We start from the raw sequence: 13593 nt of genomic DNA on the forward strand, positions 1-13593 counted from the left end.
ACGCTCATCGAACATATGTCTTCGGAAAGGGAACACTTCATGACGCGCAGCAAGGCGGCAACAGCCGGCATGGCCCTCCTCGCGAGCGGTGCCCTCGTCGTCGGCATGGCAGGTTCCGCCTCCGCGAGCGGCCTCAACGTGAGTGTCAGCAAGTCCTGGGGCACGGCGACGTTCTACCCCGACGGTGACTGGCTCTACGTGAAGGACACGTCCGCCGACGGCTACTCGGTGCAGGCCAAGATCGAGCGCTGGCAGAAGATCAACATCGACGCGTGGGGCTGGCGCGACCACCGGACCGGCTGCTACGACACGACCAGCATCGGCCAGCCGGGCACCGGCATCACGACGTGCAACTACGACCTGACCGAGAACGACACGGTGCGGGTCTGCATCGTCCGCAGCAAGGACGGAGTGCGCTACGGCGACTGGCAGTGCAGCGCATCGACCCAGGCCTGATCACCTGAAAGGGCCTCCGACGGTGGTCGGAGGCCCTTTCAGGTACAACACGCAGACAGGGGCAGACGAGTCGGGCTGTACGCCGGGGAGGGCTACCACAACGCTATGACCTGCGCAAACGCGCGCCCCGCGCCGGAGCGGTCCATACGGGGGCTTCGTCGCTCTCGGAGAGGCAGGTTCTGGTGGCCACCGAGCCGGACGACATCACCGCCGACATGGAGATCACCGAACTCAACCGGCGCGATCTGCCGGTAGTCCGGTTCAACCCGCGCCGACATCGGCGAGAACCTCGCGATCTCGGCTCGATTCGGCACCTGCCCGCCCCCTGTGGCGCCACCGGCCCGTTGTCGGACGAGACACTCACCGGAATCCGTACTAGAATCTGTACAGAATCAAGCCTCTATACGGGTACGGTGACAAGATGGTGATCCCTGAGGTCGTGACCGTCAGCGACGCGCGCGCGGGACTGTCGCGGATCCTGGCTGACCTGTCGGAGTCCGGCGCGGATGCCGACCCGGTCCTGATCGGCGCCCACCGCAAGCCCCAGGGCGTCCTCCTGTCCGTTGAAGCCTTCGAGGCGCTGAGCGGCCGGGCGGCACGACGTGCGGCCGTCGCCTCGGCCACCGGCTCCATCGAGGCCGAAGGGCTCCACGCCTCCGAGGCCTCCGACCGCGATACCGAGGCGTACGTCAAGGGCGACGTCGACGCGGATACCCTGGTCGCCCGCGCGATCGCCCGCCACCGACAGACTTCGGAGCGGCGGGCAGGGTGAACGATCCGTACGCCATGCCCAACGGCGTGCTGCGCAACAAGCTCGGCATCACCGACCATCAACTGCTCGCGGCAGCAGAGGCGGACATCACCGGGCGCGCCTCGTCATGCTCGCCGAGCGCCCCCTACCCGGCGCGTACGACCTCGGCCATTTCCAAGCGTTCCATGCCGCGATCTTCGGCGACATCTATCCGTGGGCAGGCGAGTTACGCACTGTGAACATCGCCAAGCGCACACCCTTCTGTCCGGCGAGAAACCTGGTGCCCTACGCCGGCGAGGTATTCGGCCGTCTCGCCTCATCCGGCCGGCTGCGGAGTCTCCCTCGGCAGGAATTCGTCATCCAATTGGCCACGTTGTACGGCGACCTGAACGTCCTCCACCCGTTCCGCGAGGGCAACGGCCGTGCCCAGCGGGCGTTCCTGTCCCAGCTGAGCGCCGACGCGGGATATGCCCTGAACTGGTCGGGCATGGACCCTCAACGCAACGAGGACGCAGCAGTGAAGAGCTTCCTCGGTGACAACAATCTGTTGGAGCAGTTACTCGACGAGCTGGTCACCACGAGTTGACGCCCGTACTCCGGCTGGGAAGGAAGCCCGGAACAGGGCGTCGCCCCTTGGGAACAGCCACTGGGAGCTGCACCTCGTGCGGCGTTCCTCCAGCCGACCTGCATGGTGACCGCGTACGGCAGTCGGCGCGTCCCGAGGAAGTCGCGGAAGGCTCCGTCGCGGCCGTAGACATCGTCCGCAGCCACCCAGGAGACGGCCCTCGGGCAAGTCGGGCAGCTCAGTTCAGAGGCCCGTTCCAAAGCAAAGCCGCAGCTAGCGGCAGACGAGTCGGGCTGTACGCCGGGTTCTGTGCCCCGGGACCTCGCGGTCGTCGGGGCGACGGCCATCCATCTAGGACCGGCGTTGCCGCCGGCCTCGTGCGGTCTACCCGCGGACTCGGGCGGGCAGCCCTGATGCGTCCGCGCAGGACCACCTTGCGGCGGTCCCTCTTGACCTTGCTCCAGGTGGGGTTTACCTAGCCGCCTGAGTCACCTCAGGCGCTGGTGGTCTCTTACACCACCGTTTCACCCTTACCGAGGACCGAGGTCCCCGGCGGTCTGTTTTCTGTGGCACTGTCCCGCGGGTCACCCCGGGTGGCCGTTAGCCACCACCCTGCCCTGTGGAGCCCGGACGTTCCTCGGGAGGATCACTGCTGATCCCCACGCGGCCGTCCGCCCGGCTCGTCTGCCGTGGTGACCATGCTACCTGCCCGGCCGCGGGAAACCGGCCGCCGTCCGGGCGGGACGGAACGGCTCCGGGCGAGCCCCTCGCGGCCCACCGGCGGCGCTTGACCTTGTCACGGCGTCAACGTTTCTACTGAAGCCATGCGAATCGGAGAGATCGCCGCGATGGTCGGTGTGACCGCGCGGGCCGTCCGGCACTACCACCATCTGGGGTTGCTGCCCGAGCCCGTCCGGCTGCCCAACGGGTACCGGGAGTACACCGTCCGCGACGCCGTGCTGCTCGCGCGGATCCGGCGGCTCACCGAGCTGGGGCTCGGGCTCGACGAGGTGCGCGACGTGCTCGCGGAGGACGCGGGCCGGGACCTCGTCGAAGTGCTGGAGGAACTGGACGCCGACCTCGGGCGGCAGGAGGCGCTGATCCATGAGCGGCGGGCGCGGCTGGCCCCGCTGCTCGAGCAGGCGCGGGAGGGGCGGCTGCCCGCCGAGGGTCCGGTGTCGCCGCTGCTGGCGGAGCTGTTCGACGACATGGCACGCGCGTCCGCGGCGCTGCCCGGGCCCGAGCCGGCGATCGCCGCCAAGGACCGTGAACTGCTGGCGCTGCTGGACACGATGGCGCCCACCGAGGAGCGGGAGCGGCTGATGGGGGCGATGCGCCGGATGACCGGGACGCCGGGCGCCATGGAGCGGGCGTACGCGCTGTACGCGGAGCTGGACGCGCTCGCGGACGCCGACCCGGCCGACCCGCGGGTGGAGCGGGCGGCCCGGGGCCTCGCGGACATGCTGCCCGACGAGATGGTGCCGCGGCCCGGCCCGGACGGCCCGCCTCCGGCGGGGTTCCTGGACGCGTTCCTCGCGGACTTCTCGTCCGCGCAGGCCGCCGTCGTTGAGCGTGCCCTGCGGCTGGCCATGGAGCGTGTCCGGTGAACCGGCTGCTCAGCGCCCTGCGGGGCATGGCCTACGCCGTACTGCCCGCAGAGCTGCTGGTGGCTGTGTGCCTCGTGGGTGGTGTGCGGATCCCCGCCCTCGTCGTCGCCGTCGCGGAGGTGGCCGTCGTGCTGCTGCTCGCCGCGGAGGTGTTCGCCTATCTGCGGCTGCGCAGGGGTGGCCTGACCCGGCAAAAAGCGCTGGCCGAACTCGTGCCGCTGCCGGTGCTGCGTCTCGTCGGCCATGAACTGCGGCTGATGTACAGCCTGGTCCTGTGGGTCGCGCGGCGTCGCGACGGCGTCGGACCGGACGACCGCGCTTACGGGCATGCCCGGGACCAGGCCGCACTCATGTACGGCTCCACCTTCGTCTGCGCCGTCGAGACGGTCGTCATGGCGGTGCTGTTCCGGAACTGGCCCACCGTGCATGCGGTGCTGCTCGTCGTGGACGTCTACACCATCGTGTTCATGCTGGGCGTCCACGCCGCTGCCGTCGCCCGCCCGCACGTCCTGTCGGCGGACACGCTGCGGCTCCGTCAGGCCGGCCATGTGGATCTGCGGATACCGCTGGAGCGGATCGCGTCCGTACGGTACGAGCTGATCTTCACGCACGAGAAGCAGGACGAGATCCTCGACCTGAAGATCGCCGGGCAGACGTCGGTGACGCTGGAACTGTCCGAGCCGGTGACGTACACCGGCCTGCTGGGACGGGAGCGGCCCGTCCGGACGGTCCGCGTCCACGCCGACGACGCCAGGGCGTTCGCGAAGGCCCTGCGGGAGGCGGTGGGCGGGCAGCGCCCGGCGACGGCGCCGGTCACGCCGGCGTGAACCGCACCTTCGCCCGCCCCGGGTCGGCCTCGGTGAGCCGCACCCTCAGCCGCTCCCCCAGCGGCAGCGCGCCAGCGCCGCCTTCGACGCGTGCCACCACGGCCGGGTCCTCGAGGTGGACGGTGCCGGCCGCCGGGTCGTTCTCCTCCACGTCGACGACGACCGCGTCGAACGTGTCGCCGATCCGGTCCCGCAGCACGATCGCTTCGACGATGTCGAGGCACTCGCGTTCGACGGTGTTGCCGCGCCGGCCGCCCTCGGCCATCTCCTTGGGGAGGGTCTCCAGGGCGGCGGTCACCCACCCCGGCGGCTCCTGCCCCGCGACGGCGGCCAGGCACAGCTCGCCCGCGTAACGGTCGACGAGCCGGCGCAGCGGCGCGGTGCAGTGCGTGTACTCGGCGGCGACCGCCGCGTGGACGGCCGGCACCGGGAGGACCCCACTGGTGAACGCCGTGTACCCGGCGCCGCGAAGCAGCGTCGTGCACTCCTGGAGGAAGGCGGCGCTGCGGGGCTCGCGCGGGTCGAGGGAGCGCACGAGTTCGGCGTACGAGACGTGGTGGGGCCAGTCGACGCGCAGCGCCTTCGCCGAGCGGCGCAGCCGCGCCACGGCCCCGTCGGGGGCGGTCGGCAGGGTGCGCAGGATGCCCGTGCCCGACGCGGTCATGAGGCCGGCGGCGGCCATGCCGGTGAGCAGGGAGATCTGCGCGTTCCAGCCGTCGGCGGGGCGCGGTGCGCGGTACTCGAGGACGTACCCGCCGTCCCGCTCGGTGACCTCCTGCTCGGGGACGTTCAAGGAGATCCCGCCGCGTTCGACCTCGAGCGCCTCGCGCAGGGTGCCGATGTCCTTGAGCAGGGCCAGCGGTTCCTCCGCCCTGCCGGTGTCGATCAGCCGCTGCGCTCCTTCGTAGTCCAGCCTGGCCCGGCTGCGCACGAGCGCCCGGCGCACGTCGGTGCCGACGGTGCGCCCCTCCGCGTCGAGGTCGATCCGCCACAGCAGCGCGGGGGCGCTCTGGCCGGGCAGCAGGCTGGCGGCCCCCTCGGAGAGACCGGGCGGATGGAGGGGGACCTTCCCGTCGGGGAAGTACAGCGTCTGCACCCTCCGGTGGGCCTCCGCGTCCAGCGCCGAGCCGGGCGTGACGAAGGCGGCGACGTCGGCGATCGCGTAGTGGACGCGATAGCCCCCGTCGCGGCGGGCGAGGTGCATCGCCTGGTCGAGGTCGACGGAACCGGGCGGGTCGATGGTGAACAAGGGGATGTCCGTGGCGTCCTCTGCGGGCAGCCGCGGGGTCGTGACAGCGGTCGCGGCCTCGGCGAGGACCGCCTCCGGAAAGTCCCCCGGCACGTCGAGCGTCGTGCGCAGCTCACGCAGGGCGGCGCGCAGCGGGGCCTCGGCTGCGCCGGTCGCTTTCATGTGGCGGCGGGGCATGGACCGAGCGTAGGTCGCGGCTGGGGTGGTGGCATTTCGGCGGGGCGGGGCTGCCTTTGTACTCTGGCGCGGGGCCGCAACCCCACCCCGTGTCCGTACGAAGGAGACCTGCCGTGCTTGTGCTGTTGCCGCCGTCGGAGGGCAAGGCCGATTCCGGCCGCGGGGCTCCGTTGAAGCCGGAGTCGCTGTCCCTTCCGGGGCTCGCGGAGGCACGGGCGGCGGTGCTCGACGAGCTGGTCGAGCTGTGCGTCGCCGACGGTACGAAGGCGCAGCAGGTCCTCGGCCTGAGCGAAGGCCTGCGCGGCGAGATCGCGAAGAACGTGGCACTGCGGACGGCGGGGACCCGGCCGGCCGGTGAGATCTACACCGGCGTCCTGTACGACGCGCTGGACCTCGCCACGCTCGACGCGTCCGCGCGCCGACGGGCCCGGCAGTCGCTGCTGGTGTTCTCCGGGCTGTGGGGCGCGGTCCGGATCGGCGACCGCATCCCGCCGTACCGCTGCTCGATGGGCGTGAAGCTGCCGGGCCTCGGGGCGCTCGGGGCGTACTGGCGGGGCCCGATGGAGTCCGTACTCCCCGAGGAGGCCGGCGGCGGGCTGGTGCTCGATCTGCGGTCGTCGGCGTACGCGGCGGCGTGGAAGCCGAAGGGCGAGGTCGCGAGCCGTACGGCGACGGTACGGGTGCTGCACTCCCGGATCGACGAATCGACCGGGGTGCAGACGCGGTCCGTGGTCAGCCACTTCAACAAGGCGACGAAGGGCCGGATCGTCCGCAGCCTGCTGGAGGCCGGGGCGGCGCCCGGATCGCCGGCCGCGCTGGTGGAGGCGCTGCGGGACCTCGGACACGTGGTCGAGGCGGAACCTCCCGGCAAGCCGGGGAAGGCGTGGGCGCTCGACGTGGTGGTCTCCGAGATCCACTAGGCGTTGCACGATACGCAACGCCCGTTGCGTGTGATGCTCGGGCTGGGCAGTATGGGGCGCATGACCTCCGTGCTCGGCCTCGCCCCCGTGATCCCGGTCGTCGTCGTCGACGACGCCGCCACTGCCGTACCGCTCGCGCGTGCCCTCGTCGGGGGCGGCCTGCCGGCGATCGAGGTGACGCTGCGGACACCGGCCGCGCTCGACGCGATCCGCGCGATCGCGGCGGAGGTGCCCGACGCCGTCGTCGGCGCCGGCACGGTGATCTCACCGGCCGGCGTCTCCTCCGCGGTGGCGGCCGGAGCGCGCTTCCTCGTCAGCCCCGGCTGGACGGACACCCTGCTGGACGCGATGAAGGCGTCCGGCGTGCCGTACCTGCCCGGTGTGTCCACGACGTCGGAGGTCGTGGCGCTGCTGGAACGCGGGGTGACGGACATGAAGTTCTTCCCCGCGGAGGCGGCGGGCGGCACGCCCTACCTCAAGTCCCTCGCCGGGCCGCTCCCCCAGGCCCGCTTCTGCCCCACGGGCGGGGTGTCGCTCACTTCGGCACCGTCGTATCTCGCACTCCCCAATGTGGCGTGCGTCGGCGGCACATGGATGCTCCCGCCGGACGCGGTGACGTCGGGGGACTGGGGCCGGGTCGAGTCCCTGGCGCGGGAGGCGGCGGGGCTGGGATAGCCCGTCGTGCACGGCCGCTCCCCACCCCCTCCACCGCGCCCGGCGGCGACCGGCCTCGGCCGGACGTGTGACCACCGCGCTTCGCACGGGAGGCACACCCCCGGCCACGGACAACCCGGTGGCGGGCTCACCCCTGTCCCCCTTCCGTGAGCGCAGGGGGCCCGACGGCGGGCGGGTCGGCGGTGACAGGACGCACACGGCCCAATTTCGCGGGAGTCGCCTGCGGGAGGCGGCGCCCCGGTCGGCGGGTCGCCGCCATCGGGACCGTACGGTCTTGGCCCCTTCCCGAAACCGGGCTCCGCCCGGGCCCGGCACCGCGCTGCGCGGTGTTTCGGGGCTCTGCCCCCGGATCCCCGCGGCCTGGGAGCACCTCGCACGGCCGCCGGGCCGCAGGGGGAGATGGAGGGCACCGCGCGAAGCACGACACGCCGCCCGCAGGGCGGTACGGGGTCCGGGGCCTGCCTTGCCGAGGTGCGGCGGAGCCGCACCTCGGTACAGCGGGAAGGGGAGGGTCGGGGACAGCCACCGCGCAGCGGCTGCGCCCCGCCGTCACCGCAAGTGCGACGTGTCGTTCAGCAGCCGCAGCGACGCGTTGCCGTCCGCGTAGTAGGCCACCGCCGACAGCGACGCCGCCGACAGTTCCATCCGGAACAGCGACTCCGGCGGGGCGCCGAGGGCCAGGCGGACCAGGGTCTTGACCGGGGTCACGTGGGTGACGAGGAGAACGGTGCGGCCCTGGTGCACGGCGAGGAGCTTGTCGCGCGTCGCGGCCACCCGCCTCGCCACCGTCGCGAAGCTTTCGCCGCCGCCCGTCGGCGCCGCCTTCGGGGAGGCGAGCCACGCTTCGAGGTCGTCGGGGTAGCGCTCCCGCACTTCCGCGTAGGTCAGACCCTCCCACGCCGCGAAGTCGGTCTCGCGCAGGCCTTCCTCGATGCTCACGCCGAGGCCCAGCTTCGCCGCGACGGCGTCGGCCGTCTCACGGCAGCGCCGCAGCGGGGAGCTGACGATCGCCTGGATCGTGCCGCGCCCGGCCATCGCCGCGGCGACGGCTTCCGCCTGGCGGCGGCCGACGGCGGAGAGCACCGGGTCGCTGCCACCGCTGCCGGAGAAGCGCTTCTCGGGGGTGAGCACCGTCTCGCCGTGGCGGAGCAGGACGAACGTGGCGGGCAGGCCCATGTCCGGGGCGCCCCACCCGGCGGAGGGGGCGGCCGGCGTCGCCGGCAGCTCCGCCCCCGCGACCGCGTCGGAGACGACGGGAGCGGCGGCAGCGGCCGCGCCCCCGGTACGGACGAGCGCCGCCCGTGCCTTGGCCGCGCCTGCCGCCGCGTCGCCCACCACGCGCGCCGCTTCCGCGTCGCGTGCGTCAAGGGCCGCGGTGGAGCGCGACGGCTCCCACTGCCTGCCCTGCCGGCCCGCGTCCATCGCCTCGTTGGCGAGCCGGTCGGCCTGCTTGTTGCGCTCGCGCGGGATCCACTCGTAGGTGACCCGCGCGGGCGGGAAGACGCGTGCGGCCTCCGCGGCCAGCGGCTTCATGTCGGGGTGCTTGATCTTCCAGCGGCCCGACATCTGCTCGACGACCAACTTGGAGTCCATCCGTACGCGGACGAGCGCCTCCGGGTCCAGGGCGTGGGCCGCCTTGAGACCGGCGACGAGGCCCTTGTACTCGGCCACGTTGTTGGTCGCCACGCCGATGTACTCCGCGGCCTCGGCGAGCGTCTCGCCGGAGACCGGGTCGAGGACGACCGCGCCGTAGCCGGCGGGGCCCGGGTTGCCTCGTGAGCCGCCGTCGGCCTCGACGACGAACTCGCGCGGTACGGGCACTACAGCCCCGATTCGGACGTGCGGACGAGGATGCGGCGGCAGTTCTCGCAGCGCAGGACCGTGTCGGGCGCGGCGGCGCGGACCTCGTTCAGCTCGGTGATGTTCAGCTCGAGCTGGCATCCCTCGCAGCGGCGCTGGAACAGCCGGGCCGCGCCCACGCCGCCCTGCTGGGCACGGAGCTTCTCGTACAGCTTCATCAGGTCGGCGGGGACGGAGCCGGCGACGACCTCGCGCTCCTTGGTGACGGATGCGGCCTCGCTGTCGAGTTCCTGCTCGGCGGCGTCCCTGCGGGCGGTGGCGGCGTCGACCTTGGCCTGCACGGAGGAGACCCGCTCGGTCAGTTCGGCGACACGCTCCTGCACGGACTCACGGCGCTCCATGACCTCGAGGACGATGTCCTCCAGGTCGCCCTGGCGCTTGGCGAGGGAGACGATCTCCCGCTGCAGGTTCTCCAGGTCCTTGGGCGAGGTGATCGCGCCGGAGTCGAGCCGCTGCTGGTCGCGGGTGGCGCGCTGGCGCACCTGGTCGACGTCCTGCTCCGCCTTGGTCTGCTCGCGGGCGGTGTCGCTCTCCTCGGTCTGCGCGGCGACGAGCAGATCACGCAGCTGCGTGAGGTCCTTGGTGAGCGACTCGATCTCGGCGTGCTCGGGCAGCGACCGGCGCTTGTGCTCGAGCTGCGACAGGCGCCGGTCGAGGGACTGGACGTCGAGAAGTCGGATCTGGTCGGCGGGCGCGGCGTTCAGTTGGGGGCTCCAGAGGAATCGTGGTGGGAGGACCAGGGGTCGGTGACCGTCGTGGAGACGTGGACCCGCAGGTCCCAGCCGTTCCGGTCGGAAATCGCGTCGAGCTGCGCGGCGGCCTGTTCGCACCAGGGCCATTCGGTCGCCCAGTGAGCGGCGTCGACCAGGCCGAGCGGCGAGTGCTGGGTGGCTTCGGACGCCGGGTGGTGGCGCAGGTCGGCGGTGAGGAAGGCGTCCACGCCGGCGGCGCGCACGTGGTCGAAGAGGCTGTCGCCGGAGCCGCCGCTCACCGCGACGGTGCGGATCGTCGCGTCGGGGTCACCGGCGAGGCGGATGCCCTGCGCGGTGGCCGGCAGGCGCTTCGCGGCGCGGGCCGCGAACTCGCGCAGCGTCTCCGGATGGTCCAGCTCGCACACCCGGCCGAGGCCGCGACGGCCGTTCGGGTCCGAGGCGTCGGGCACCAGGGGCCGTACGACGCGCAGGTCCAGCGCGCCGGCGAGGGCGTCGGAGACGCCGGGGTCCGCGGTGTCCGCGTTGGTGTGCGCGACGTGCAGGGCGATGTCGTTCTTGATCAGCGTGTGCACGACCCGGCCCTTGAAGTGACCGGCCGCGACCGTCGTCGTGCCGCGCAGATAGAGCGGGTGGTGGGTGACGAGCAGGTCGGCGCCGAGCCGCCGCGCCTCTTCGACGACGTCCTGGACGGGGTCGACGGCGAACAGCACCCGGAGGACCTCGGCGTCGGGGTCTCCGCAGACGGTACCGACGGCGTCCCACTGTTCGGCCCGCTCCGGGGGCCAGAGGGCGTCGAGCGCGGAGATGACTTCAGACAGACGGGGCACGCAGCAAAGGCTACCTGCCCCGCCCGCCTCCGCGGCCGTGCCCTACTTGACGAGGAAGCCGCGCAGGTCGTCGAGGACCTCGCCGGCGGCGGTGACGCCGAGACCCAGGTACCAGGTCTCGTCGGGAACGTCCTTGGCCTGCCCGGCCTTCACGGCCTTCAGGTCCTTCCAGAGCGGGTTGGACTCGGCGGTGTCGCGGTTGGTCTTCGACGGGTCGCCGTAGACGCCGGTGAAGATCCAGTCGGCGTCGGCCTCGTCCATCTTCTCCGGGCTGATCTCGGCGGCGAGGTCGTTGATCTGCTGGTTCTTCGGCCGCGGGACGCCGGCGTCGTCGAGGATCGTGCCGATGAAGGACGCCTTCGCGTAGAGGCGGATCTTGCCCGGCATGTAACGGAGCATGGTGACCGTCGGCTTGTTCTCGCCGAGGTCGGTGCCGAGCTGCTTCGCCTTCTTCTCGTACTCGCCGAGCTTGCCCTTCGCCTCCGCGGTCCTGTCGAGCGCCGCCGCGTTGAGGAGGTAGTTCTCCTTCCAGGTGAAGCCCGGGCGGATGGAGAAGACCGTCGGCGCGATCTGCGACAGCTCCTTGTACTTGTCGCCGGCGCGCAGCTGGCTGCCGAGGATCAGGTCCGGCTTGAGCGCGGCGATGGCCTCGAGGTTGAGGCTGTTGATGGTGCCGACGCTCTTGGGGCTGCCGGCCGCCTTCCTCAGGTAGTCGGGGATGCCGTCGTCGCCCTCGGTGGGCGCGTAGCCGACGGGCTGGATGCCGAGGGAGGCGACGTTGTCCAGCTCGCCGACGTCGAGGACGACGACCCGCTTGGGCGCTGCCTTGATCTCGGTCTTGCCGAGGGCGTGGGTGATGGTGCGGGGGAACTCGCCGGCCTCGGCGTCCGTGCCCATCGCCGCTGTCTTGGCGGCCGCGTCGCCGAAGTCCTTGCCGCCCTGGGCCACGGCCTTCTTGCCACCGTCGTCCGCCTTGGCGCCCGCGTCCTTGTCCGCACCGCCGTCGGCGCCGCAGGCGGCGAGGGAGAGAGCGGCTGCGAGGGCGACTGCGGCGGCTGTGCCACGGCGGCGTAGGGACATGACGTGCTCCTGATCCGGTACTTAGGTGGGCCTTACCTTAAGCACGGTCGAGCCTGGGAGCACAACCGCCCCCTCAATCTCAGGCGAATCAGGGCATGGCCACCCTTATGTGTGAAGAGACCCCTCTCGTGCTGTTCGGCAGGAAGTACGAAACCTAGCTTCGGAGTCCGGAGGTGACGCATCGATGACAGCCTGTGCCATCGAGACCGCCGCGGCAGACGGGGCGGTGGCGAGTACGGACGGTACGGACGGTTCGGACGGCGCGCGGACCACGAGCGACGCGGAGGTCCCTCGCGGTGCGGTGTCCCCGGCGATCACGATCACCGCGGACGGCACGTACGGAGCCCGCCTGGCGGGGACGGGCGAGGCACTGTTCCCCGAGCGCTGGACCCTCGACGGCCTTGAGCCGTACGCCGTTCCGCTGCCGCTCGACCAGCCGGAGGAGCGCGACGCACAGGTGCTGCCGCTCTCCGACGGCCGGGTTCTGATCAGCCGCCGGGTCGCGGAGCGGCACACCTTCTCCCTGCTGTACCCGACCGGTCCGGCGACCGGCGAACTGCCCCTCGGGGCCGTCCCCGCCGAGGAGTTGACACTGCTGCCGCCGTCGCCGGACGGGGTCCTCGCGTACGCCCTCGTGCCGTACGCGCACTCCACCGGCATCTGGCTGGTGACGGGCGGCGCCCACGGCCCCGAGCACGTCGCGGAGGTGGCGGGGCACTGCTCGGGCGGCGCCTGGCTGGACCGCGCGGGACGGCTGCTCGCGCTGGACCGCAGGCGGGCGGACGGCGGTCCCGTCAAGACGGTCGTGGTCGACCTGGCGCGCGGCGGCGAGGTGACGCCGCTGCTCCAGATCACGGACGAGAGCGACGACCGGCTGCTCCTCGCGGACGCCGACAGCGGTCTCCTGCTGATCCGTTCGAACGCGCCCGGGCCCGGGCAGGACCGGCTCGGCTGGGGCGTGCTGGGCAGCACCCGGCCGGTGCGTTTCCCCCGGAGCCTGCGGCTGCCGGACGCGCTGGTGACACCGTTCGCGGTGCAGCCCGGGCAGGTCCTGATGCCGGAGAGCTGCGCGGTGGCACTGCGGATCGACGGCGCGGCCGGCAGCTGGGTGGGCCTGTGGCGACCCGCGGCCCGCCGGATGATCCAACTCGCCGCTCCGGAGGGGTGGTTGGCGGGCGCCGGGACCTGGAGCCGGGAGGGCGTGCTGCAACTGCCGTGTGCGACCGAGTCGATGCCGTGCGGGGTGGTCCGTACGGAGGTTCCGGAAGCCCTCGGCATCTCTGCAGAAACCTTCGGTCATATGGCGGCCACAGAACCGGCACAAGCGGAAGCCGCAGGTGGGGAACCGTGCGAGGGCTCAGACGGTCCTGTTGTGTGCAGGCCCGTTCCGTTGCAGCAGGCGCCGCTCACCGGGCGCGGCGCCCCTGGTTAGACTCACGGGCCGGGGCGACCGGGCCACGGTTCCGGCCGGTGGCCGGGGGGCCTGCGACACGTGTAAGCAGCGATTCTCTACGGGGTGACTTCCCACATGTCAGAAGCCCGAACCGACACGACCCAGGCGCGCCCGCAGACCGCGGCGACGGGACGGGGCGAAGCCGGCGGCAGTCCGGGTACGGGTGCCGGTAGGCACCGGGGCGGTGCGGCGGCGAAGGACGAGTCGTCGGCGCCGGGGCGGGGGCGGCATCGGAGGCCGTCGGGGGGCGACGCGGCGTAACCGGGCGCCTGCGGCAGGCTTGTTCCCCTGCCCTCCCCCCTACAGCCAGGCGCTCCCGGAACCGGCTCCGCCCCGCACCCCCGCGCCTCGATCGCCGGCGAGGCCGAAGTTGCCAGGCACCGCCGGCCCGCCCGGCGATCAAGGGCACGACCGAAGGCCGTACGGGGTCCGG

Annotated in this window: 15 protein-coding genes and 1 other RNA gene; 10 read left to right on the top strand and 6 right to left on the bottom strand. The window is 72.4% G+C overall.

Annotated features, from left to right (window positions below; translation table 11 throughout):
* Positions 1-39 precede the first annotated feature (39 nt).
* From MDN94_RS00350 to MDN94_RS00370, 5 genes are all read left to right on the top strand, one after another.
* The gene (locus tag MDN94_RS00350; RefSeq protein WP_482724014.1) at positions 40-456 is read left to right on the top strand and encodes a hypothetical protein; all 417 of its coding nucleotides are present in this window, start codon (positions 40-42) and stop codon (positions 454-456) included.
* A gap of 182 nt (positions 457-638) precedes the next feature.
* Positions 639-884, top strand: a complete 246-nt coding sequence (locus tag MDN94_RS00355) for a hypothetical protein (protein ID WP_482724015.1) — start codon at positions 639-641, stop codon at positions 882-884.
* Positions 878-1228, top strand: a complete 351-nt coding sequence (locus MDN94_RS00360; protein ID WP_307625421.1) for an antitoxin VbhA family protein — start codon at positions 878-880, stop codon at positions 1226-1228. The genes MDN94_RS00355 and MDN94_RS00360 overlap by 7 nt, the downstream gene beginning before the upstream one ends.
* Positions 1225-1446, top strand: a complete 222-nt coding sequence (locus tag MDN94_RS00365) for a hypothetical protein (protein ID WP_482727114.1) — start codon at positions 1225-1227, stop codon at positions 1444-1446. Before MDN94_RS00360 ends, MDN94_RS00365 begins: the two co-directional genes overlap by 4 nt.
* Positions 1413-1793 (top strand): Fic/DOC family protein, encoded by a 381-nt coding sequence (locus MDN94_RS00370; protein ID WP_482726956.1) that lies wholly within the window; start codon positions 1413-1415, stop codon positions 1791-1793. The genes MDN94_RS00365 and MDN94_RS00370 overlap by 34 nt, the downstream gene beginning before the upstream one ends.
* A gap of 259 nt (positions 1794-2052) precedes the next feature.
* Here MDN94_RS00370 and rnpB read toward each other — a convergent pair.
* An RNA gene (gene rnpB / locus MDN94_RS00375) (RNase P RNA component class A) lies at positions 2053-2455 on the bottom strand.
* Positions 2456-2596: 141 nt separating this feature from the next.
* On the opposite strand from rnpB, the gene MDN94_RS00380 reads away from it, so the two are divergent.
* A complete protein-coding gene (locus MDN94_RS00380; RefSeq protein ID WP_482724016.1) occupies positions 2597-3379 on the top strand; it encodes a MerR family transcriptional regulator in 783 nt (260 codons plus the stop codon).
* Positions 3376-4206, top strand: coding sequence for a hypothetical protein (locus MDN94_RS00385; RefSeq protein ID WP_482724017.1), 831 nt, complete (start codon positions 3376-3378; stop codon positions 4204-4206). Before MDN94_RS00380 ends, MDN94_RS00385 begins: the two co-directional genes overlap by 4 nt.
* Here the strand turns inward: MDN94_RS00385 and MDN94_RS00390 are convergent.
* Positions 4193-5632 (bottom strand): RNB domain-containing ribonuclease, encoded by a 1440-nt coding sequence (locus tag MDN94_RS00390; RefSeq protein WP_482724018.1) that lies wholly within the window; start codon positions 5630-5632, stop codon positions 4193-4195. The two genes, MDN94_RS00385 and MDN94_RS00390, sit on opposite strands and share 14 nt — an antisense overlap.
* A 113-nt stretch (positions 5633-5745) precedes the next feature.
* Here MDN94_RS00390 and yaaA point away from each other — a divergent pair, with 113 nt between their 5' ends.
* Complete coding sequence (gene yaaA, locus MDN94_RS00395) at positions 5746-6552, top strand: peroxide stress protein YaaA (protein ID WP_482724019.1); 807 nt, start codon at positions 5746-5748, stop codon at positions 6550-6552.
* Between the two features lie 60 nt (positions 6553-6612).
* The gene (eda, locus tag MDN94_RS00400) at positions 6613-7227 is read left to right on the top strand and encodes a bifunctional 4-hydroxy-2-oxoglutarate aldolase/2-dehydro-3-deoxy-phosphogluconate aldolase (protein ID WP_482724020.1); all 615 of its coding nucleotides are present in this window, start codon (positions 6613-6615) and stop codon (positions 7225-7227) included.
* A 549-nt stretch (positions 7228-7776) separates the two neighbouring features.
* Here eda and MDN94_RS00405 read toward each other — a convergent pair.
* The 4 genes from MDN94_RS00405 to MDN94_RS00420 are packed head-to-tail and all read right to left on the bottom strand — an operon-like array spanning position 7777 to position 11707.
* Positions 7777-9048, bottom strand: a complete 1272-nt coding sequence (locus tag MDN94_RS00405) for a bifunctional RNase H/acid phosphatase (protein ID WP_482724021.1) — start codon at positions 9046-9048, stop codon at positions 7777-7779.
* Entirely contained in the window at positions 9048-9791 is a 744-nt protein-coding gene (locus MDN94_RS00410; protein ID WP_482726957.1) for a zinc ribbon domain-containing protein, read from the bottom strand. The genes MDN94_RS00405 and MDN94_RS00410 overlap by 1 nt, the downstream gene beginning before the upstream one ends.
* Positions 9788-10627, bottom strand: coding sequence for a Nif3-like dinuclear metal center hexameric protein (locus tag MDN94_RS00415; RefSeq protein WP_482724022.1), 840 nt, complete (start codon positions 10625-10627; stop codon positions 9788-9790). Before MDN94_RS00415 ends, MDN94_RS00410 begins: the two co-directional genes overlap by 4 nt.
* Positions 10628-10669: 42 nt before the next feature.
* Positions 10670-11707, bottom strand: a complete 1038-nt coding sequence (locus tag MDN94_RS00420) for an ABC transporter substrate-binding protein (RefSeq protein WP_482724023.1) — start codon at positions 11705-11707, stop codon at positions 10670-10672.
* 184 nt (positions 11708-11891) lie between these two features.
* On the opposite strand from MDN94_RS00420, the gene MDN94_RS00425 reads away from it, so the two are divergent.
* A complete protein-coding gene (locus MDN94_RS00425; RefSeq protein ID WP_482724024.1) occupies positions 11892-13139 on the top strand; it encodes a hypothetical protein in 1248 nt (415 codons plus the stop codon).
* Positions 13140-13593 lie beyond the last annotated feature (454 nt).

Source organism: Streptomyces sp. WAC00040, from assembly GCF_056835925.1.